This is a genomic window from Pseudomonas sp. MOIL14HWK12:I1 (assembly GCF_000510705.1).
Taxonomy (GTDB): Bacteria; Pseudomonadota; Gammaproteobacteria; order Pseudomonadales; family Pseudomonadaceae; genus Chryseomonas; species Chryseomonas oryzihabitans.
In genome coordinates this window covers 233,184-254,369 of sequence record NZ_KI783309.1, presented here as the reverse complement: position 1 = coordinate 254,369, position 21,186 = coordinate 233,184, and the positions used below count along the sequence as shown (strand labels likewise).

18 protein-coding genes are annotated in these 21,186 nt (G+C 69.1%); 5 read left to right on the top strand and 13 right to left on the bottom strand.

What is annotated here, in order from left to right; all coding sequences use genetic code 11:
- Positions 1-4 precede the first annotated feature (4 nt).
- Together PSEK12I1_RS0122255 and PSEK12I1_RS0122250 are read right to left on the bottom strand one after the other, a co-directional pair.
- Entirely contained in the window at positions 5-1,321 is a 1,317-nt protein-coding gene (locus PSEK12I1_RS0122255; RefSeq protein WP_027602965.1) for an ATP-binding protein, read from the bottom strand.
- Entirely contained in the window at positions 1,322-2,017 is a 696-nt protein-coding gene (locus PSEK12I1_RS0122250; RefSeq protein ID WP_081737461.1) for a response regulator transcription factor, read from the bottom strand.
- Between the two features lie 150 nt (positions 2,018-2,167).
- On the opposite strand from PSEK12I1_RS0122250, the gene PSEK12I1_RS0122245 reads away from it, so the two are divergent.
- Together PSEK12I1_RS0122245 and PSEK12I1_RS0122240 are read left to right on the top strand one after the other, a co-directional pair.
- A complete protein-coding gene (locus PSEK12I1_RS0122245) occupies positions 2,168-3,310 on the top strand; it encodes an efflux RND transporter periplasmic adaptor subunit (RefSeq protein ID WP_027602963.1) in 1,143 nt (380 codons plus the stop codon).
- Positions 3,310-6,408 carry a multidrug efflux RND transporter permease subunit gene (locus tag PSEK12I1_RS0122240; protein WP_027602962.1) on the top strand — a complete coding sequence of 1,033 codons (3,099 nt, stop codon included), beginning with the start codon at positions 3,310-3,312 and terminating at the stop codon, positions 6,406-6,408. The genes PSEK12I1_RS0122245 and PSEK12I1_RS0122240 overlap by 1 nt, the downstream gene beginning before the upstream one ends.
- Before the next feature lie 2 nt (positions 6,409-6,410).
- On the opposite strand, the gene PSEK12I1_RS24050 is transcribed toward PSEK12I1_RS0122240, so the two are convergent.
- The 6 genes from PSEK12I1_RS24050 to PSEK12I1_RS0122210 form a co-directional block, all read right to left on the bottom strand.
- Positions 6,411-7,796 carry an MFS transporter gene (locus PSEK12I1_RS24050; protein WP_037007309.1) on the bottom strand — a complete coding sequence of 462 codons (1,386 nt, stop codon included), beginning with the start codon at positions 7,794-7,796 and terminating at the stop codon, positions 6,411-6,413.
- Between the two features lie 77 nt (positions 7,797-7,873).
- Positions 7,874-8,800, bottom strand: coding sequence for a hydroxymethylglutaryl-CoA lyase (locus tag PSEK12I1_RS0122230; protein ID WP_027598452.1), 927 nt, complete (start codon positions 8,798-8,800; stop codon positions 7,874-7,876).
- The gene (locus tag PSEK12I1_RS0122225; protein WP_027598451.1) at positions 8,797-9,987 is read right to left on the bottom strand and encodes a CaiB/BaiF CoA-transferase family protein; all 1,191 of its coding nucleotides are present in this window, start codon (positions 9,985-9,987) and stop codon (positions 8,797-8,799) included. Before PSEK12I1_RS0122225 ends, PSEK12I1_RS0122230 begins: the two co-directional genes overlap by 4 nt.
- Positions 9,988-10,097: 110 nt before the next feature.
- The gene (locus PSEK12I1_RS0122220) at positions 10,098-11,003 is read right to left on the bottom strand and encodes a LysR family transcriptional regulator (RefSeq protein ID WP_027602961.1); all 906 of its coding nucleotides are present in this window, start codon (positions 11,001-11,003) and stop codon (positions 10,098-10,100) included.
- A gap of 72 nt (positions 11,004-11,075) precedes the next feature.
- The gene (locus PSEK12I1_RS0122215; protein WP_027598449.1) at positions 11,076-11,546 is read right to left on the bottom strand and encodes a nuclear transport factor 2 family protein; all 471 of its coding nucleotides are present in this window, start codon (positions 11,544-11,546) and stop codon (positions 11,076-11,078) included.
- 88 nt (positions 11,547-11,634) lie between these two features.
- Positions 11,635-12,399 carry a LuxR family transcriptional regulator gene (locus PSEK12I1_RS0122210; RefSeq protein WP_027602960.1) on the bottom strand — a complete coding sequence of 255 codons (765 nt, stop codon included), beginning with the start codon at positions 12,397-12,399 and terminating at the stop codon, positions 11,635-11,637.
- A 154-nt stretch (positions 12,400-12,553) separates the two neighbouring features.
- On the opposite strand from PSEK12I1_RS0122210, the gene PSEK12I1_RS0122205 reads away from it, so the two are divergent.
- Both PSEK12I1_RS0122205 and PSEK12I1_RS0122200 read left to right on the top strand, forming a co-directional pair.
- The gene (locus PSEK12I1_RS0122205) at positions 12,554-13,936 is read left to right on the top strand and encodes an APC family permease (protein ID WP_027602959.1); all 1,383 of its coding nucleotides are present in this window, start codon (positions 12,554-12,556) and stop codon (positions 13,934-13,936) included.
- A gap of 26 nt (positions 13,937-13,962) precedes the next feature.
- Positions 13,963-14,895: an acetamidase/formamidase family protein gene (locus tag PSEK12I1_RS0122200; protein WP_027602958.1), complete on the top strand. Its 933-nt coding sequence runs from the start codon at positions 13,963-13,965 to the stop codon at positions 14,893-14,895.
- On the opposite strand, the gene PSEK12I1_RS24045 is transcribed toward PSEK12I1_RS0122200, so the two are convergent.
- On the bottom strand, positions 14,861-15,778 hold the full coding sequence (locus PSEK12I1_RS24045) for a DMT family transporter (protein WP_037007308.1): 918 nt from the start codon (positions 15,776-15,778) through the stop codon (positions 14,861-14,863). The two genes, PSEK12I1_RS0122200 and PSEK12I1_RS24045, sit on opposite strands and share 35 nt — an antisense overlap.
- 138 nt (positions 15,779-15,916) lie before the next feature.
- Between PSEK12I1_RS24045 and PSEK12I1_RS0122190 the strand changes: the two genes are divergently transcribed.
- On the top strand, positions 15,917-16,843 hold the full coding sequence (locus PSEK12I1_RS0122190; protein ID WP_027602957.1) for a LysR family transcriptional regulator: 927 nt from the start codon (positions 15,917-15,919) through the stop codon (positions 16,841-16,843).
- On the opposite strand, the gene modC is transcribed toward PSEK12I1_RS0122190, so the two are convergent.
- From modC to ettA, 4 genes are all read right to left on the bottom strand, one after another.
- Positions 16,835-17,911: a molybdenum ABC transporter ATP-binding protein gene (gene modC / locus PSEK12I1_RS0122185; protein ID WP_037007307.1), complete on the bottom strand. Its 1,077-nt coding sequence runs from the start codon at positions 17,909-17,911 to the stop codon at positions 16,835-16,837. The genes PSEK12I1_RS0122190 and modC overlap by 9 nt on opposite strands.
- On the bottom strand, positions 17,908-18,585 hold the full coding sequence (gene modB, locus PSEK12I1_RS0122180; protein ID WP_027602955.1) for a molybdate ABC transporter permease subunit: 678 nt from the start codon (positions 18,583-18,585) through the stop codon (positions 17,908-17,910). Before modB ends, modC begins: the two co-directional genes overlap by 4 nt.
- 4 nt (positions 18,586-18,589) lie before the next feature.
- Positions 18,590-19,345, bottom strand: coding sequence for a molybdate ABC transporter substrate-binding protein (gene modA, locus PSEK12I1_RS0122175; RefSeq protein WP_027602954.1), 756 nt, complete (start codon positions 19,343-19,345; stop codon positions 18,590-18,592).
- Between the two features lie 113 nt (positions 19,346-19,458).
- Positions 19,459-21,123, bottom strand: coding sequence for an energy-dependent translational throttle protein EttA (gene ettA, locus PSEK12I1_RS0122170; RefSeq protein ID WP_007162716.1), 1,665 nt, complete (start codon positions 21,121-21,123; stop codon positions 19,459-19,461).
- Positions 21,124-21,186 lie beyond the last annotated feature (63 nt).

The window sequence follows — 21,186 nt, the reverse complement described above, 5'->3', positions numbered from 1 at the left end:
GGCCTCAGGCGAGCCCCAGGCGCGGCGGCAATGGCAGGCGGATCTCGAATCGAGCGCCACCCTGGGCACCGGCGCTCAGGTCCAGCCGGCCACCCTGGTTTTCCACCGCGCGCCGGCTGATGGCCAGGCCCAGGCCGAAGCCGCCGGTGGCGCGGTCGCGACTGCGATCCAGGCGATAGAAGGGTTCGAAAACCCGCTCGCGCTCCGCCGCGGGAATCCCCTCGCCGTCATCCTCGACGGCGATCAGCAACGCGTCGCCGTCGCCACGGACCGCTACCCAGACCTCGCGCTGGCAATAACGCAGGGCGTTGCCGACGAGATTCTGCAGGGCGCGGGCGGTGAGGCGTGGCGCCAGTTCAACCTGTCTGGGCGCCTGCGTCAGGTCCAGGTGCATCACGACGCCGCGGCGCTCCTGCTCTTCGGCGAAGTCGGCCAGCACGCTGTCGAGAAAGGCTTCGAGTTCCAGGCTCAGGCGTTCGGGCGGCTGCTGGCTGCTCTGCAGGCGGGCAAAGGACAGCAATTCGTCGACCAGGGCATCCAGTTCGCGGACGTGGCGCACCAGTTGTTCCAGCTGGCGGTGGGTCTCGGCGGGCAGCGGATCGGCCTGCAACAGCGCCAGGCCGAATTCCAGGCGTGACAGCGGCGTGCGCAATTCATGGGAGACGGCGTTGAGCAGGTCGCGCTGCTGGACGATCAGCGCCTCCAGTTCCTGGGCCATGTCATCGAAGGCCCGCGCCACCTCGCCGATGTCCGAGCGCGGCGAGATGGCCGTGCGCTCGCCCAGATGGCCCTTGCCCAGCCGCGCCGCGGTACGCCGCAGCCGCTCCAGGTCGCGCCAGTGCGGTCGCAGCCAGACATAGAGGCAGACCAGCAGGGCCGCGCCGATCAAGGCGTTCATCGCCCAATAGGTCAGGGCGATGTCGGTGGGCGCCTCGGGGATGCCGACCCAGAGCACCTGAGCCGTCGGCAGCGGCACCAGGGCCGCGCTGGGTTCGCCATAGTCGCCCAGGCGTACCCGCCGCTGGCCAGCGGCCAGGTCGGCGCGCTCCTCCGGGGTGAGGGCCGGATCCTCAAGCGGGACCAGACGCAGGCTGATGGGCGCCAGCTCCGCGGCCAACTCCTTCTGCAGGGCTGGCCAGCGCGCCGGCGGCGCCTGGTTGAAGGTGCGCTGCACCAGGCTGAGCGGGCCGTGCAGTTGCTCGAGGGTGTAGCGACTGTAGCGCTCGTAGAACACCTGCAGCAGCGCCTCGGGCACCAGGTAGCTGGCGGCGCCATAGGTCACCAGCAGGATGAGGTAGAGGCGGACGAGGATCTTTAGCATCTATTCCCACTCGGCGCGGGAAAGGAGATAGCCCTTGCCCCAGACGGTCTTGATCCGCCGGGCGTCGCCGGGGTGCTCTTCGAAGCGCCGGCGCAGCTTGGAGATGGCCACGTCCACCGAGCGATCGACGCCGTTGAATTCGATGCCGCGCAATTGCTGGATCAGCTGGTCGCGGCTGAGCACCTCGCCGGCATGGCGCATGAGGATCGCCAGCAGGTTGAATTCGGTGGAGGACAGTTCCACCAGCTGGTCGCGCCACCAGACCTGGCGTTCACCCGGCAGCAGCCGCAGCTGGCCGATAGTGAGGCGGTCATCGGCGGGTGCCTCACCCAGCTGGCAGCGGCGCAGCAGGGTGCGGATGCGCGCCAGCAGCACCCGCGGTTCGCAGGGCTTGCTGACGTAGTCGTCGGCGCCGATCTCCAGGCCCAGCACCTGGTCGTGGCTGTCGTCCAGGGCCGTGAGCATCAGGATCGGCAGGCTCGGCTGGGCGGCGCGCAGCTGACGGCAGACCTGCAGGCCGTCCAGCCCCGGCAGCATGACGTCGAGCACCACCAGGTGCGGGCGCAGGCGCTGCACCGCGGCCAGGGCTTCGTCGCCGCGACCGATCACCGTCACGGCATAGCCCTGACGGCCCAGGTAGGTGGCGATGAGCTCGGCCAGGGCGGTGTCGTCTTCGACGATGAGCAAGGGGATCACGGCAGGCCTTCATGGCGGAAAGTGCCGAGCATAGCCGAGCCCCGGGCAGGCGGGCGCGGGGCTTAACACTCTTTCACAAGAGACCTACAGACGTTTACAGGGAGGCCCGAGCGGGACGCCTACCATGGCGCTCTCCTGGAGGAAGCCCCGATGTCCCTGCCCCGCCCTGCCCTCGGCAGCCTCGCGCTGCTCTGCCTGCTGCTCGCCGCCTGCGACCGTCCGGCCCCGGAGGCCGCCACCCCGCCCGCGCCCAGGGTGCAGGTGGAGACGCTGCACCCCTCGCCCCTGGCCATCGCCAGCGAACTCAGTGGCCGCCTGGTGGCGCCGCGGACCGCCGAGGTACGGGCGCGGGTCGCCGGCATCGTGCTGCAGCGGGTGTTTCACGAGGGCAGCGAGGTCAAGGCCGGCGCGGTGCTGTTCCGTATCGATCCGGCGCCGCTGCAGGCCGAGGTGGACAGCGCCGCCGCCGCCCTGCGCAAGGCCGAGGCCAGCGCCTTCCAGGCCCGCCGCCTGGCCGAGCGCTATGCGGCACTGGTGGAGAGCGAGGCGATCAGTCGTCAGGCGCAGGACGATGCCCAGGGTGCCAGTCTGCAGGCGCAGGCCGAGGTGGCGGCCGCCCAGGCAGCGCTCAAGCGGGCGCGGCTGAATCTGGGCTATGCCACGGTCACCGCGCCCATCGCCGGGCGCATCGGCAAGGCCCTGGTCAGCGAAGGCGCCCTGGTCGGCCAGGGCGATGCCACGCCGTTGGCGATCATCCAGCAGCTGGACCCCATCCATGCCGACGTCACCCAGTCGACCCGCCAGCTCAAGGCGCTGCGCGATGCCCTCAGCGACGGCCGACTGCAGCAGGTGGCGCCGGACCAGGCGCGGGTCACCCTGCTGCAGGAAGACGGCAGCCCCTACCCGGAGAGCGGCCGCCTGCTATTCGCCGATCTGGCGGTGGACGCCAGCACCGGCCAGATCACCCTGCGCAGCCAGTTTCCCAATCCACGGCGCGAACTCCTGCCGGGCAGCTTCGTGCGGGTGCGCCTGGAGCAGGCACGGCTCGACCAGGGCCTGAGCGTGGCGCAACGGGCGGTGCAGCGCAGCGCCGGCGGCCAGGCCCAGGTCTGGGTGGTGGATGCCGAAGACCGGCTCGCCCTGCGCGAGGTGCGCCTGGGACCGGTGGTGGACGGTCGCTGGGTGGTGGAATCCGGCCTGGCCGCTGGTGAGCGGGTACTGCTCTCGGGCCTGCAACAGGCGCAGCCGGGCCTGGTGGTAGAACCCCAGGCCGCCCCGGCGGAGGCGCGCTGATGGCCAATTTCTTCATCGACCGCCCGGTGTTCGCCTGGGTGGTGGCGCTGTTCATCCTGCTCGCCGGCCTGCTGGCCCTGCCGCAGTTGCCGGTGGCCCAGTATCCCAACGTGGCGCCGCCGCAGATCGAGTTGACCCTGAGCTATCCGGGCGCCTCGCCGCAGACCCTGGACGAGAGCGTGGTCAGCCTGGTCGAGCAGGAACTCAATGGCGTCAATCACCTGCTCTACTTCTCGTCCAGCAGCAGCCAGGGCAGCGCCACCCTGACCGTGACCTTCCAGCCCGGCACCGATCCGGAGCTGGCCAAGGTGGACATCCAGAATCGCCTCAAGGTGGTGGAGCCGCGCCTGCCGCGGGCGGTCACCCAGCAGGGCATCCAGATCGAGGAGACTTCCGCCGGCTACCTGCTGTTCGTCACCCTCACCGCCACCGACGCGCGCCTCGACACCACCGCCCTGAGCGACTACCTGGCGCGCAACGTGGTCAACGAACTGCGCCGGCTGGACGGGGTGGGCAAGGCCCAGCTGTTTGGCGCCGAGCACGCCCTGCGCGTCTGGCTCGATCCCAGTCGCCTGGTGGCGGTCGGCCTGACCCCGGCCGACGTGACCCGCGCCATCGCCGAGCAGAACGTCCAGGTGGCGGCCGGCAGTCTCGGCGAATTGCCCGCCCCCGTGGGTCAGGAGCTGACCGCGCCGGTGCTGATCAAGGGCCAGCTCAGCGACCCGGCCGAATTCGCCGGCATCCTGCTGCGCGCCGGGGCCGATGGCTCCAGCGTGACCCTGGGCGATGTCGCCCGGGTCGAGGTGGGCAGCCAGAGCTACAACTTCGGCACCCGGCTGGACGGCAAGCCCTCGGTGGCGGTCGGCGTGCAGCTGGCGCCCACCGCCAATGCCCTGGCCACCGCCAAGGCGGTGCGCGCCAAGCTGGCCGAATTGTCCCGGTACTTTCCGCCGGGGATGAAGTACGACATCCCCTACGACACGGCGCCCTTCGTCGAGATCTCCATCACCCAGGTCATCCACACCCTGCTGGAGGCCATGGCGCTGGTGTTCGCGGTGATGTACCTGTTCCTGCAGAATCTGCGCTACACCCTGATCCCGACCCTGGTGGTGCCGGTGGCGCTGCTGGGCACCTGCGCCGTGCTCCTGGCGCTGGGCTATTCGATCAATGTGCTGACCCTGTTCGGCATGGTGCTGGCCATCGGTATCCTGGTGGACGACGCCATCGTGGTGGTGGAGAACGTCGAGCGCCTCATGGCCACGGAAGGACTCGATCCGCGCGCCGCCACGCGCAAGGCCATGGGCGAGATCTCCGGCGCCATCGTCGGCATCACCCTGGTGCTGACCGCGGTCTTCGTGCCCATGGCCTTCATGAGCGGTTCGGTGGGCGTCATCTATCGCCAGTTCTCGGCGTCCATGGCGGTGGCCATCCTGCTTTCCGCCTTTCTCGCCCTGAGCCTGACCCCGGCGCTGTGCGCCACCCTGCTCAAGCCGATTCCCCAGGGCGCCCATGCCCGCGGCGGCTTCTTCGGCGCCTTCAACCGGGGCTTCGAACGCCTGACCGGCGGTTTCGAAGGCTGGGTGGCCCGCGCCATCCGCCGACTGCTGCCCAATCTCCTGCTGTTCGCCGTCCTGCTGGCGGCCCTGGTGGCGCTCTATGGCCGCCTGCCCGGCGCCTTTCTGCCCACCGAGGACCAGGGCTATCTGATCACCGACATCCAGCTGCCGCCGGGCGCTACCCAGGAGCGCACCCTCAAGGTGCTCGAGCGCCTGGAGCGCCATTACGCCGCGGAACCCGGGGTGGCCAATGATCTCGTGCTGCTCGGCTTCAGCTTTTCCGGCAGCGGCCAGAACGCCGCCCTGGCCTTCACCACCCTCAAGGACTGGTCCGCCCGCGGCCCGGCCGACTCCGCCGCGGCCATCGCCGAGCGGGCCAATACCGTCCTGGCGGGCGAGAGCGAGGCCCAGGGCTTCGCCGTGCTGCCGCCGCCGGTGGAAGGCCTGGGCACCTCCAGCGGCTTCGAGGTGCGCCTGCAGGACAGGTCCAATCGCGGCCAGGCGGCGCTCAAGGCCGCGCGGGACGAGTTGCAGGCCAGGCTGGTGGGCAATCCGATCATCGCCTACGTGCGGGAGACCGCCCTGGCCGACAGCGCCCAGGTGCAGCTGGTGGTGGATCGCCGCCAGGCCGCCGCGCTAGGAGTAAGTTTCAGCGCCCTCGGCGAGACCCTGGGCACGGCCCTGGGCTCCAGCTACGTCAACGACTTTCCCAATCGCGGCCGGATGCAGCAGGTGATCGTGCAGGCCGACCTGGGTACCCGCAGCCAGGTGGACGACCTGCTGCGCCTGGAGGTACGCAACGAGCGCGGAGGCATGGTGCCGCTGTCCGCCTTCGTCAGCGCCGACTGGACCCAGGGCCCGGCGCAGTTGTCGCGCTACAACGGCTACCCGGCCATCAGCCTGGCCGGCGAACCGCTGCCCGGTCATACTACCGGCGAGGCCATGGCCGAACTGGAGCGCCTGGCCGCCGAGTTGCCGCGCGGCTTCGCCCTGGAGTGGACGGCGCTGTCGCTGCAGGAACGCCTCTCCGCCGGCCAGGCGCCCCTGCTGCTGGGCCTGTCGCTGCTGGTGGTGTTCCTCTGCCTGGCGGCGCTCTACGAGAGTTGGTCGATTCCCACCGCGGTGCTGCTGGTGGTGCCCCTGGGGGTACTCGGCGCGGTGCTGGCGGTGACCCTGAGGGGGATGCCCAACGACGTCTTCTTCAAGGTCGGCCTGATCACGGTGATCGGCCTCACGGCGAAGAACGCCATCCTGCTGATCGAATTCGCCAAGCGTCTGCACGACGAAGGCATGGACCTGCACCAGGCCACCTGCCGCGCCGCCCGCCTGCGCCTGCGACCCATCGTCATGACCTCGCTGGCCTTCATCCTCGGCGTGGTGCCCCTGGCCCTGGCCACCGGGGCCAGCTCGGCGAGCCAGCAGGCGGTGGGCACCGGGGTGATCGGCGGCATGCTCAGCGCCACCCTGGCGCTGGTCTTCGTGCCGGTGTTCTTCGTACTGGTGCTGCGGCTGGTCCGGCGCTGGCGCGCGCCGGACCGTTAGCCTCAGGCGTTGTGGGGGCGCTTGTCGCCCAGCAGCGTGGCGTCCTCGACCGGCGCGGGCTCGGGCTTGCGGGCGCCGAGCTTGTCCGAGGTCCGCAGGCTCTGCGGCAGCGCCCAGAACATCAGGCCGGCGGCCAGCAGGCTGGTGCAGCCGATGAGATAGAGCGCCGGGGTGGTGCTGCCGGTCAGGTCCTTGATGTAGCCCACCATCACCGGACTGACGATGCCGCCGACCTGCCCCAGGGTGTTGATCAGGGCGATGCCCCCCGCGGCGCCTGCGCCGGCGCCGGCCAGCAGTTTCGGCGGCAGCGACCAGAAGGTCGGGATGGCGGCGATGATGCCAGCGCCCATCAAGGCCAGGGACAGGATCAGGAAGAGGGTGTGGTCGGCGAAGAGTCCTGCGCTGAAGAACCCCAGGGCGCCGGCGATCACCAGGCCGCAGACGAACTTGCGCCGCTCGCCGCTGGCGTCCGACAGCCGTCCCACCACCACCATGGTGATGGCGCCAAACACGTAGGGCACGGCGGTCAGCAGGCCGATGAGGGTGGGACTCTCGGTACCGGCGCTGCGGATCAGCTGCGGCGCCCAGAAGTTGAGGCCATAGGAGGCGACCTGGATCAGGAAGTAGATCACCGCGAGCAGCAGGAAGCCCGGCAGCCGGATCGCCGCCAGCAGCGAGCCGTGGCTGTTGTTTTCATGGCGGGCGATGCGGCTGGCCAGGAAGGTCTTCTCGTCGGCGTTGAGCCAGGGCGCATCGGCGATGCGGTCATGCAGCAGGCGCAGCACCAGCACGCCGAGCAGCACGCAGGGGATGCCACCGACCAGGAACAGCCAGTGCCAGCCGCGCATGCCGAGCAGGCCGTCCATCTGCCCGAGGATCACCCCCGAGACCGGGGCGCCGATCAGCCCGGCAAAGGCCGAGGCGAGAAACAGCGTCGAGGTGATGCGCCCGCGATAGCTCTGTGGAAACCACAGCGTCAGGTAGTAGAGGATGCCCGGCGCGAAGCCGGCCTCCATGGCGCCGATCAGGAAGCGCAGCACATAGAACTGCCATTCGGCGGTGACGAACATCATCAGCGCCGTAGCGATGCCCCAGGAGATCATGATGCGGGCGATCCAGCGCCGGGCGCCGACCTTGTACAGCATCATGTTGCTGGGCACCTCGAACAGCACATAGCCCACCACGAAGAGTCCCGCGCCCAGGCCATAGGCGGTGTTGCTCAGCGACAGGTCCGCCTGCAGCTGGAACTTGGCGAAGCTGATGTTGATGCGGTCGAAGAAGGCGAACAGGTAGCAGACCATGATCAGCGGCATGAGCCGCCAGGCGACCTTGCGGACGATGGCCTGTTCGGTGGCCGCCAGGGCGGCGGAGGTTGCGGATGAGGACATAGCGGTCTCCCGGGAGCGGCCAGGCTGGCGCTCCTTTGTTGTTGTAGTCAGGGCGAACGAATGAAAACGGGGGCGGCTCAGCCAGTGGCGGCGGGCGGCGGATGCAGATCGCAGTTGCGACCGGCCTTGGCCAGCTGACCGGGGGTGTCGTGGCCGAGCAGCGCCGGCAGGGTGCGCGACAGCGCGATCAGCCGCTCCAGGTCGATTCCGGTCTCCACTCCGGTTTCCACGCAGAGATTCACCAGGTCCTCGGTGCAGATGTTGCCGGACGCACCGGGCGCGAAGGGGCAGCCGCCGAGGCCGCCGAGGGCGGCGTCGAAGCGGCGCGCGCCGGCTTCATAAGCCGCCAGCACGTTGCACAGGCCGAGGCCGCGGGTGTTGTGGAAATGCAGGGTCAGGGCGGACGCCGGAATCAGTTCCAGCACCTGGCGGACGATCCGCGCGACCTGCCGCGGATTGGCCATGCCGGTGGTGTCGGCGAGGGTGATGCCGGTCATGCCCAGCGCCAGATAGCGCTGCACCAGCTCGAACACCCAGCCTTCGTCGATGCGCCCTTCGAAGGGGCAGCCGAAGGTGGTCGCCACCGTGCCGTTGAGCGAGACCGCCTGCCCCTTGGCCAGCTGCACCACCTCGGCGAAGCTGGCGAGGGACTGCTCGCAACTCATGCGCATGTTGGCGCGGTTGTGGGTCTGGCTGGCGGAGAGCACCAGGTTAAGCTCGTCGGCGCCGGCCGCCAGGGCACGCTGGGCGCCCTTGAGATTGGGCACCAGGGCGACGTAGGTCACCCCGGGCCGGCGGGCGATGCCCTGGAACACCGCCTCGCCGTCGCGCAGCATGGGTACCGCCTTGGGCGAGACGAAGGAACCGGCTTCGATCCGCGAGAAACCCAGCGCCGAAAGCTCGTCGATCAGAGCGATCTTGTCGGTGGTTTCCACCCAGCTCGGCTCGATCTGCAAGCCATCGCGGGGGGCGACTTCCTGGACGATCAGGCGTTCGGTACTCATTGCACCACCCCGCCCTGCCTGAGTCGCTGGATGTCCGCTTCGCTCAGCCCCAGTTCGGCCAGCAGGCCGTCGGTGTGCTGACCGAGGGTCGGACCCTGCCAGTTGACCTGGCCCGGAGTGGCCGACAGCTTGGGCACGATGCCCGGCATCTTCAGGGTGGCGCCGTCGGGCAGCGTGGTGTCCAGCAGCATCTCCCGCGCCTGGTAATGGGGATCGGCGACGATGTCGGCGGCCGAATAGATGCGACCGGCCGGGACCTCGGCGCCTTCGAGGATCTCCAGCACCTCGTCGATGCCGCGACTGCCGGTCCAGGCGGCGATGGCCTCGTCGATCAGCTCGCAGTGGCGGGCGCGCCCATCGTTCTGCGCAAGGTCCGGGCGCTCGGCCAGATCGGGACGGCCGATGGCCTGCATCAGCCGGACATAGATGGGATCGCTGTTGCCGGCGATCACCACGAAACCGCCATCGCCGGTGGGATAGGTGTTGGACGGCGCGATGCCCGGCAACGCCCCGCCGGTGCGCTCGCGCACATGACCGAGCATGGAGTATTCGGGCACCAGGCTTTCCATGACGTTGAACACGCTCTCGACCAGGGAGACATCGACCACCTGGCCGTCGCCCTGGCCGGTCTTGACCCGCAGCACCGACATCAGGGCGCCGATCACCGCGTGCATGGAGGCCAGGGAATCGCCGAGGCTGACCCCGACCCGCGCCGGCGGCACGCCCGGGGTACCGGTGGTGTAGCGGATGCCGCCCATGGCCTCGCCGATGGCACCGAAGCCGGGTCTATCACGATAGGGGCCGGTCTGGCCGTAGCCGGAGATGCGCACCAGGGTGAGCTTGGGATTGAGGGCGTGCAGGACGTCCCAGCCGAGGCCGAGCTTTTCCAGGGCGCCCGGGCGCAGGTTCTCGATGAGCACGTCGGCGCCCTCGACCAGCTGCTTGACCAGGGCCACGCCTTCGGCGGAGCGCAGATTCAGGGCGAGGGACTTCTTGTTGCGCGACTGCAGGTACCACCAGAGCGAGGTGCCCTCGTGCAGCTTGCGCCACTTGCGCAGGGGATCGCCCTTGTCCAGGGCTTCGATCTTGATCACCTCGGCGCCGAATTCGGCCATCAGCCGAGCGGCGAAGGGGGCGGCAATGAGCGTGCCGATCTCGATGACACGGAGTCCGGTGAGAGCCGTCATGGTGGCCTAGCCTCTCTTTGTTATTGGAATGAGGCCGATGCTAGGACAATAGTGCAGTCGGTGGTTAACGTCTTTCGGCAAGGGGTCTTCGCAGATCGCGAAGACCCGATTCACACGTCCAGCAGGTGGTCGTAGAGCAGCCGGCTGACCGGCGACAGCGACTCGACGTCGCGCACCACCAGCGCCAGGCTGCGCTGGGACCAGTCGTCATCCAGCGCCGCGGCGATCAGCCCGAGCGGTCGCCCGATGAGCTCGAAGGCCTGCAGCGGCAGCACGCCCAGGCCGAAGCCCGCCTGCACCATGCGGCACACGGCATCGAAGCCGGGCACATGGATGCGCAGGCGCAGGGCCTTGCCGTGACTGCGTGCGGCCGCCTTGGTGCGCAGGTTGATGAAGCTGTCGGCGTGCAGGCCGACGTGGTCGTCGTCCAGGGTCTCGGCGAAGGCCAGCCGCGGGCGTGCGGCCAGGCGATGATCCGGACGCATCACCACCACCAGGGTGTCCTGCCGGTAGGGCACGGCCAGCAGGCCGCGGGTATCGGTGTCCGAGGAGCAGATGCCCAGGTCGGCGGCGCCTTCCAGCACGCCCTTCACCACCCCCGCGCTGGGTCGTTCGTCCAGGCTGACCTTGACCTGGGGATGGCCGACGGTGAAGGCCTGCAGGTCTTCGGGGAGGAATTCGATGATGGCGGAGATGTTGGCCATCATCCGCACGTAGCCGCGCACGCCCTGCAGGTGCTCGCCGACATCGATGCTGATGCGCTCGACGTCGGCGAGGATGCGCTTGGCGTAATGCAGCAGCGTCTCGCCGACCGGGGTGAGGGTGGTGCCCTTGGCGTTGCGCTCGAAGAGTTCGATGTCGAGCGAGCGCTCCAGGTCGTGCAGTCGCTTGCTGGCGGCGGACAGGGCGATCATCTCGCGCTCGGCGGCGCGGGTCAGGGTGCCCTCCTCGTGCACCGCCAGCAGCAGCTGCAGCGAGACCAGGTCGAGGCGGCGGAGCAGGTTGCGGTAGTGCATCGTCTTGGGGTCCAGGCGGCCAGAGGTCCTTGTACAGGACCCGGCGCGCCCGGGGTAGCCACCTGCCTCAGGTTAGAGACCCAGGTCGCTCAGGCCGGGATGGTCATCCGGGCGCCGCCCCTGGGGCCAATGAAACAGACGCTCGGCTTCGGTGATCGGCAGGTCGTTGATGCTGGCGTGGCGCTCGGCCATCAGGCCCTGGTCGTCGAAGTGCCAGTTCTCGTTGCCGTAGGCGCGGTACCACTGACCATCTTCGTCCCGCCATTCGTAGGCGAAGCGCACGGCGATACGCGCGCCGTCATGGGCCCAGAGTTCCTTGATCAGCCGGTACTCGTGCTCGCGCTGCCACTTGCGGGTGAGAAAGGCCTCGATGGCGGCGCGGCCCTGGAGGAAATCGCTGCGATTGCGCCAGCGGCTGTCGGCGGTATAGGCCAGGGCCACCTTGGCCGGATCGCGGCTGTTCCAGCCGTCTTCGGCGGCACGGACCTTTTGCCGGGCGGATTCGAGGGTGAAGGGCGGGACGGGAGGACGGGCGGCGCTCATGGGACACTCCTGGGCAGATGAGGCTCCAGTGTCGGGCCGCAGCGAGGGTGTCACAAGGTCGATCAGCCCACGGATCCGGCCAAGTCGCTCAGACCTCGACCAGGCGATAGTGCAAGCCCCGCACCACCGCCTCGACCCGGTTGCGCGCGCCCAGTTTGCGGGCGGCGGAGTTGAGGTGCAGGTTGACCGTGGCGGTGGAGCGGTTGAGGGTCGCGGCGATGCGCTTGGCGGTGAGGCCCTTGGCCGAGTACTGCAGGCATTCGCGCTCGCGCGGCGTCAGGCGGACCTGACCGCAGCGGCGTTCGGCCGGCGCGAGCAGTTCGTCGGCCCGGGCCTGGAAGGCATGGGCCAGCACCAGGAAGGCGCCCAGGCAGGCTTCGCCGGCGGCCTCGGCGTCCCGCGCATCGGCATCGAGGATGCCGGTCAGGGTGGCGAAGGCACCGCCCGGCAGGTGCAGCGGCACCGTCACCCCGGTGGCCAGGCCGCTGTCACGCACATAGCAGGTGACCGGGCGGTGACTGTCACCCAGGTACTCGCGCAGGGCGCTGCGGGTTTCGCTGCGAAACGACCAGACGAAGGGCGCCGCGCGCCGACTGGCGCATTGCTGCACCGGGTCGATCTGGTAATAGCCGCGCTCGCACCAGAAGGCCTGCATGTCCGCCGGGGCGTTGCGCACCTTGAATACCGAGGGGGTGATGAGCACGCCCTCGTGACTGAGGGGCACCGGGGCATAGTCGTAGATCAGCGCCTTGCACCCCAGGTGGTCGGCGCTGGCCTGGACGGCATCCAGACAGGCGTCGAGCGTGGGCAGTCCGGCGAGGCGGCTGCTGACGGTAAGCAGATCGGCATGCATCTTGGAGCTCCTCCCCTGGATCGCGATGGGGAACGCGAAGCAAAGGTTCTGCCAGTCGCGACAGCACTGCTGCAAACCTAGCACTTTTGCGGATGGGGCCAGGCCCCACCCTGGCCTAGAGTCGAGCCTAACCCGCCCCTTCGAGGAAGCCCCCATGACTCAGCACGCTCCGTCCGGCGACGCCGCCGACCTCGCCCGCTTCGGCTACACCCAGGAACTCAGGCGCCAGCTCGGGTTGAAGGACCTGCTGATCTACGGCCTGGTGTTCATGGTGCCCATCGCGCCCTTTTCCATCTTTGGCGGGGTGTTCGATGCCAGCCACGGCATGGTGCCCCTCACCTACCTGATCGGCTTCGTCGCCATGCTGTTCACCGCGGTCAGCTACCAGCAGATGTCGCGCGCCTTCCCGGTGGCCGGTTCGGTCTACGCCTACGTCGGCCGCGGCCTGCACCCGGCCCTGGGCTTTCTCGCCGGCTGGGCCATCCTGCTCGACTACCTGCTGGTGCCCACCCTGCTCTATGTGATCGGCGCCAACGCCATGGCCAACGTCATCCCGGCGCTTCCCCAGCCGCTGTGGATCCTCTTCTTCGTCGGCCTCAACACCCTGGTCAACCTGCGCGGCATCGAGACCACCGCCCGTGCCAACCGGCTGTTCCTCTATGGCCAGCTGGCGGTGCTGCTGGTGTTCGTGGTGCTGGCGTCGCTGGCCATCAGCCGCGGCGTGAACGACGCCGAGTGGAGCCTGAAGCCGCTGTACAACCCCCAGGAATTCTCCCTGCCGCTGATCTTCAGCGCCCTGTCGGTGGCGGTGCTGTCCTTTCTCGGCTTCGACGCCATCTCCACCCTTTCCGAGGAAACCCGCGGCGGCAGCCGCGTGGTGGGCCGCGCCACCCTGCTGGCCCTGACCCTGGTGGCGGCGCTGTTCATGGTGCAGACCTGGCTGGCCGCGCTGCTGCAACCCAATCTGATCCAGTACCCTGACGCCGACGCCTCCAACAACGCCTTCTACGAGATCGGTCGGCTGATTGCCGGTCCCTGGCTGCAGGTGGTGATCGCCCTGGCGGTAGCCATCGGCGCCGCCATCGCCAACGCCCTGGTGGCCCAGGCCGCCACCTCGCGCCTGCTGTTCGCCATGGCCCGGGATCGCCAGCTGCCGCAGTTCCTGCGCCAGATCCATCCGGTCACGCGCGTGCCCCAACGCGCCATCCTGCTGGTGGCGGCCCTGAGCCTGGTACTGGGGCTGTTCTTTGTCGGCCAGATCAATCTGCTCGCCTCCATGTGCAACTTCGGTGCGCTGACCGCCTTCCTGCTCCTGCATGTGGCAGTGGCCTGGCACCACCGCGGCGCCGGTCGCCCGCTGCTCCATGCGCTGGTCCCGCTGATCGGCTTCATCATCCTCGCCTATGTGCTGTTCAACGCCGACGTCTACGCCAAGGTCGGTGGCAGCTGCTGGATGGTGCTGGGCCTGGCCGTGCTGGCCTTCCTCAGGCTCAGCGGCCGGACCACGGAATTCAAGGCCAACGACGCCGTCCATTAGGCACAGACCCGCCGCGGAGGCTTCAGATGATCAAGACCCTGCACAGCCAGCACTGCCATTGCGGCTGGGACCACAGCCTCCCCCCGGCGCTGGAGGTCGCGCCGGGCGAAACGGTCAGCTTTGCCTGCCGCGACGCGGCGGACGGCCACTTCCACGGCCACTCCAGCGCCGCCGACATCGCCACCCTGCCCTTCGAGCGGGTCAATCCGGTCTGCGGTCCGCTGTGGATCGAGGGTGCCGAGCCGGGCGACGTGCTCAAGGTGACGCTGGACAGCTTCACCCCCAGCGGCTTTGGCTGGACCGCCAACATCCCCGGCTTCGGCCTGCTCGCCGACCAGTTTCCGGACCCGGTGCTGCAACTCTGGCAGTACGACCGCAGTGGTCAGACGCCGGCCGCCTTCGGCGAGCTGGCGCGGGTCCCGCTCAAGCCCTTCGCCGGCACCCTGGGGGTGGCGCCCGCGGCGCCGGGTCTGCACTCGGTGGTGCCACCGCGACGGGTGGGCGGCAATCTGGATATCCGCGACCTGGCAGCCGGCACCAGCCTCTACCTGCCGGTGGAGGTCGCCGGGGCGCTGTTTTCCATTGGCGACACCCATGCCGCCCAGGGCGATGGCGAGGTCTGCGGCACCGCCATCGAGACCGCCATGGCGGTCACCGCCACCTTCGAGCTGATCAAGGGGCAACCCCTGGCCATGCCGCGCTTCAGCACCCCGGGGCCGGTCACCCGCCACCTGGACGGCGCCGGCTACGAGGTCTTCATCGGGGTTGGACCCGACCTGCTGGCGGCGGCGCGCATGGCCGTCAGCGGCGCCATCGGCTGGCTCGGGCAGAGCCGCAACCTGCCGGCGGAACAGGCCTATCTGCTCTGCTCGGTGTGTGGCGACCTGCGCATCAGCGAGATCGTCGACGTACCCAACTGGGTAGTCAGCTTCTACTTCCCGCGGATCGTGTTCGAATAGCTGGTTCCGAATAGTCCGGCGCCCGCCGCGGCAACGTCCCCCACAGCGAGGCGACGACGATCAGCAGGCCGCCCAGCCAGCCCCAGAGGCCCAGGCGTTCGTCCAGCCAGACGCTGGCGAACAGCGCACCGAACAGCGGCTCGGCGCCCATCAGCAGGGCGACGCGGGTGGCGCTGGTGCGGCCCAGGGCAAAGTTCTGGGCGAGAAAGGCGCCCAGGGTGCAGAACAGCACCAGGTAGCCGGTGGCCAGCCAGAAGCCTGGCTGTACGGGCAGCGGCGCCAGGCCCGGGCCGAGGGCGAACAGCAGCAGGCAGGCCAGGCCGACCACCCCGGTCTGTACCGCGGTCAGTGCCAGGGCCGGTACCGGGGCACTGGCCTGCTGCAGACGCCGGCGCACCACGCAGACATTGACCGCGCGCAATACGGCTGCCAGCAGGATCAGACCATCACCCAGGTTGAAGCTCAGGGTCACGCCACGGGTCAGCAACCCGGCGCCCGCCACAGCCAGGGCCGCGGCGGCCAGGGCGCGAGCCTCGGGGCGCTGACCGAGTAACCACCATTCGGCGAAGGGCGTCAGGGCCACGCACAGGCTGATGAGAAAGGCGGCGTTGCTGGCGCTGGTCAGGGCCACGCCATAGGTCTCGGCGAGAAAGATCGCCAATAGCAGCAGACCGGTCGGCACCCCGGGTCGCCAGGCCCGCCGGCCCTCGCCCCTCAGGGTGGGCAGCAGCAGCGCTGCGGTGAGACAGAAGCGCAGCGCCAGATAGCCGAGCACCGGATAGAGCACCACGGCGTCCTTGACCACGGCGTAGCTGGTTCCCCAGACCAGGGCGGTGGCGAGCAACAGGCCTTCGGCAAGGCCGAAGGTGGGGCGTGACGACATGACGGCTTCTCCCTGGATCAGGCCGCCAGTGTGCCCGTCTCGCGGTAGGCGCGATAAGCCTGTTCGCGTGCACAGCTCTTGTTCCGCCAGGGAAGCAATGCCAGTCTTTCCAGCCCCATTGCTTCCCACGGACTTGGCATGGATCTCGTGCGCGCCCTCCCTCTGCTGCCCTGCCTGGTCGCCTTCGCCAAGGTGGTGGAGACCGGCAGCTTCACCGCCGCCGCCCGCCTGCTGGACGCCACGCCTTCGGCGGTCAGTCGTCAGGTGGCGCGACTGGAGCGGGAGCTGGGCGTACGCCTGCTGCAACGCACCACCCGTCAGCTGCGCCTGAGCGAGGCCGGCCGCGAGGTGCTCGGCCACTGCCGCCAGCTGCTGGCCGCCGCCGGTGCGGCGCTGGACAGCGGTCTGCAGCATCGCGAGGAGCCCCGTGGTCAGGTGCGGCTGGCGGTGCCCAAGGCGGTCGGCTACCGGCTGATATCTCCGCTGTTGCCGGACTTCTTCCAGCGCTATCCCGAGGTGGATCTGCAACTGCGCCTGGACGACCGTCCGCTGGATCCCATCGCCGACGATCAGGATCTGCTGGTGCGCATCACCGAGCAGCCACCCGCCGGCTTCGTCGCCCGGCCATTGCGCGAGATGGACTTCGTGCTCTGCGCCAGCCCGGCCTATCTCGGACGCCGCGGCACGCCCCAGCAGCCCCAGGCGCTGGCCGAGCACGACTGCCTCTACCTGGGCGAAACCCCGGGCGACCAGCGCTGGCAACTGCGCCGCGGCGACCGGGTGGAAAGCGTGACGGTGCGCGGCCGCCTGGCCTGCAACCACAGCGGGGTGCGCCTGGAAGCCATTCTCGCCGACCTGGGCATCGCCTGCCTGCCGGCCTTCGCCGCCGAAGCCGGTCTGGCCGACGGCCGCCTGCGGCGGGTGCTATCCGACTGGCAATACCTCGGCCCCTACCAGGGCACCGCCTGGCTGCTCTATCCGCCGGATCGCCAGTTGCCGGCGGCGGTCAGGGCGCTGGTGGACTTTCTGCTGGAGCGGCTCGGGCCAACCCCAGGTTCAGGCTAGCACCGCCACCGACTTGAGCTGCGCCCACACTCGACTCCCCGGCTGCAACGCCAGCCGCTCCAGCGAATAGCGGGTGATCCGCGCCAGCAGCGCCGTGCCGCCCAGGTCCAGGCGCAAGAGCACCTGGGCCGGCGAACGGGTCGGGGCGATCTCGGCGACGATGGCCGGCAGCACATTGAGGATGCTGCTGTGCTGGCGTTCCAGGCTGAGGCTGACATCCCGTGCCAGCACCTTGATGCGCAGCGACTGCCCGGGCGGCAGCGGGGCATGGGCCAGCAGCACGCGCTGCTCGCCCGCCAGTCCCAGGCTGAGCAGCCCATAGTCCGGGTCATGGCCGAGCACCCGCCCTTCCAGCACCACCCCGGCGTCGTCGGCCAGGGCGATGGGCAGGTCGAGGCGCGCCAGTACCTCGGTGGTCGGCCCACTGGCCAGCACCCGCCCCCGCTCCAGCAGCACCAGGTGATCGGCCAGCCGCGCCACCTCATCGGGGGCATGGCTGACATAGAGGATCGGCAGCGCCAGCTCCCGGGTCAGGCGTTCCAGGTAGGGCAGGATCTCGGCCTTGCGCTCGGCGTCCAGCGCCGCCAGGGGTTCGTCCATCAGCAGCAGCCGCGGACTGGTCAGCAGCGCGCGGGCGATGCCGACCCGCTGGCGTTCGCCGCCGGACAGGCGCGCCGGCATCCGCGCGAGCAGTCCTTCGATGCCCAGCAACTCGACGACCTGCTCCAGTTCCAGCCGGCGCGCGGCGGGCGCCACCCGCCTCCAGCCGAACAGCAGGTTGCGGCGCACGTCCAGGTGCTCGAACAGATTGGCGTCCTGGAAGACGTAGCCCAGGGCGCGTCGGTGCGGCGGCAGGAACAGGCCGCGGTCGCTGTCCTGCCAGGTCTCTTCCGCCACCACCAGGCGGCCACGGGCGGCGGGCTCGAGTCCGGCCACGCACCTCAGGCAACTGGTCTTGCCCGAACCCGAGGGACCGAACAGCGCGGTGACGCCCCTGCCGGGCAGGGCGAGGTCCACGTCCAGCACGAAGTCGGCATGCCGCAATTCGAAGCGCGCAGCGAGACTCATGTCCAGGCCGACCGCCTACGGCGCCCATAGAGCAGCAGCAGGATCACGAAGGAGAAGGCCAGCATGCCCCCGGCCAGCAGGTGCGCCTGGGGATACTCCATGGCTTCCACATGATTGAAGATCTGGGTGGAGACCACCTGGGTGCGCCCGGGAATGTTGCCGCCGATCATCAGTACCACGCCGAATTCGCCCACGGTATGGGCAAAGCCGAGGATGGCGGCGGTGACGAAGCCCGGCCGCGCCAGCGGCAGCACCACGTGGAAGAAGGTATCCAGGGGACTGGCCCTGAGGGTGGCCGCCGCTTCCAGCGGGCGCGGACCGATGGCCTCGAAGGCGTTCTGCAGCGGCTGCACCACGAAGGGCAGCGAATAGCACAGCGAACCCACCACCAGCCCGGCGAAGGTGAAGGGCAACCGCCCCAGCCCCAGCGCCTCCGTCAATTGCCCTACCCAGCCCTCCGGCCCCATGGCCAGCAGCAGGTAGAAGCCGATCACCGTGGGCGGCAGCACCAGCGGCAGAGCCACCAGGGCGCCGACCGGCCCCTTGAGCCGGGAGCCGGTGCGCGCCAGCCACCAGGCGAGGGGCGTACCCAACACCAGGAGCAGCAGGGTGGTCACGCTGGCCAGTTCCAGGGTCAGGCGGATCGCCGCCCAGTCCGCCGCGCTCAGGCTCATGGCGTCACTGCCGGTAGCCGTAGGCCTTGAGCACCGCGGCCGCCTGGGGGCCCTTGAGATAGGCCAGCAGCGCCTTGGCCGCCGGCTGGTCCTGGCCCTTGTCCAGCAATACGGCGTCCTGGCGGATCGGCGCATAGAGCTCGGCCGGCACGATCCAGGCCGAGCCTTCCTTGATCTTGCCGTCCCCGTAAATCTGCGACAGGGCGACGAAGCCCAGCTCGGCATTGCCGGTGGCGACGAACTGGTAGGTCTGGGTGATGTTCTGGCCTTCGACCCGCTTGGCCGCGACCGCCTCGGTCAGGCCCAGTTTGGCCAACACCTGGCTGGCGGCCAGGCCATAGGGCGCGGTCTTGGGATTGGCCACGGCCAGGTGGGTGAAGGCGTTCTGCTTGAGCACCGCGCCGTCGCCGTCCACATAGCCGGGCTTGGGCGACCAGAGCGCCAGGGTGCCGATGGCATAGGTGAAGCGCGAGCCCTTGACCGCCGCGCCCTCGCTTTCCAGCTTGGCCGGGGTGCTGTCGTCAGCGGAGAGAAAGACCGCGAAGGGCGCGCCATTCCTGATCTGGCCATAGAGCTGGCCGGTGGCGCCGCTGGAAATCACCAGCTGATGGCCGGTGTCCTGGGCGAAGCGCTCGCCGATGGCCTTGAGCGGCGCGCTGAAATTGGCGGCCACGGCGACCTGGATCTCGTCGGCCAGGGCCGGGGTGGCCAGGGCCGCGGTGAGCAGGGAAAGCAACAGGCGGGAACGGCTGGACGGCATCGGGCTTTCTTCCTCGGGGCTGGCAATCCCTCCGCAGCCGCAGGACGCTGGCGGCTGCGGAGGGCACAAAAGAAAACGCCGGCAGGTGGCCCCGCCGGCGTTGATCCTGGCGCTTAGGCCAGCTTCTTGTACTTCACCCGCTTGGGCTGGGCCGCGGCCTCGCCCAGGCGCTTCTTGCGATCGGCTTCGTACTCGGTGTAGTTGCCTTCGAAGAACACAACGTTGGAGTCATCCTCGTAGGAGAGGATGTGGGTGGCGATGCGGTCGAGGAACCAGCGATCGTGGGAGATCACGATGGCCGCGCCGGGGAAGTCCAGCAGGGCGTCTTCCAGGGCGCGCAGGGTTTCCACGTCCAGGTCGTTGGAGGGTTCGTCCAGGAGCAGCACGTTGCCGCCCTGCTTGAGGGTCAGCGCCAGGTGCAGACGACCGCGCTCACCGCCGGAGAGGTCCTTGACGAACTTCTGCTGGTCGGCGCCCTTGAAGTTGAAGCGACCCACATAGCTGCGCGAGGGTACCTCGTAGTTGCCGATCTTGATCACGTCGGAGCCATCGGAGACCTGCTCCCAGACGGTCTTGGTGTCGGACAGGTTCTCGCGGCTCTGGTCGACGCTGGCCAGTTGCACGGTGTCGCCGATCTCGATGCTGCCCGAATCCGGCTGCTCCTTGCCCATGATCATGCGGAACAGGGTCGACTTGCCCGCGCCGTTGCCGCCGATGACACCGACGATGGCGCCCTTGGGCACCACGAAGCTCAGGTCGTCGATCAACAGGCGATCGCCGTAGCCCTTGCTGACGTTCTTGAACTCGATGACCTTGTCGCCCAGGCGCTGGCCGGCGGGGATGTAGATCTCGTTGGTCTCGCTGCGCTTCTGGAATTCCTGGGACTGCATTTCCTCGAAGCGCTGCAGGCGGGCCTTGGACTTGGACTGGCGGGCCTTGGCACCGGAGCGCACCCATTCCAGTTCGGCCTTCATGGCCTTGGCATGGGCGGCTTCCTGCTTGGCTTCCTGGGTCAGGCGCGCGGCCTTGGATTCCAGCCAGCCGGAGTAGTTGCCCTCGAAGGGGATGCCCTGGCCACGGTCCAGTTCCAGGATCCAGCCGGCGACGTTGTCGAGGAAGTAGCGGTCGTGGGTGATGGCCACCACGGTACCGGGGAAGTCGTGGAGGAAGTGCTCCAGCCAGGCCACCGAGTCGGCGTCCAGGTGGTTGGTGGGTTCGTCCAGCAGCAGCATGTCGGGAGCCGACAGCAGCAGGCGGCACAGGGCCACGCGGCGCTTCTCGCCACCGGAGAGCACCCCGACCTTGGCGTCCCAGGCCGGCAGGCGCAGGGCGTCGGCGGCGACTTCCAGCTGGCGGTCCAGGTTGTGGCCGTCGGCGGCCTGGAGGATGGCTTCCAGCTTGGCCTGCTCGGCGGCCAGGGCGTCGAAGTCGGCATCCGGCTCGGCGTAGGCGGCATAGACCTCGTCCAGGCGGGCCTGGGCCTGCTTGATCTGACCGACCGCTTCCTCGACCACCTCACGAACCGTCTGCTCGGGATCAAGTTTCGGTTCCTGCGGCAGATAACCCACATTGATACCGGGCATCGGACGCGCTTCACCTTCGATCTCGGTATCGACGCCGGCCATGATGCGCAGCAGCGTCGATTTACCCGCACCGTTCAGACCGAGCACGCCGATCTTGGCGCCGGGAAAGAACGACAGGGAGATGTTCTTGAGGATTTCACGCTTGGGCGGCACGACCTTGCCGACCCGATGCATGGTGTAGACGTATTGAGCCATGGTGGGACCTTGGGACCGGAATGAAAAACAGGGGACACAGTATGGCGTCAGCAGCGAACGCTG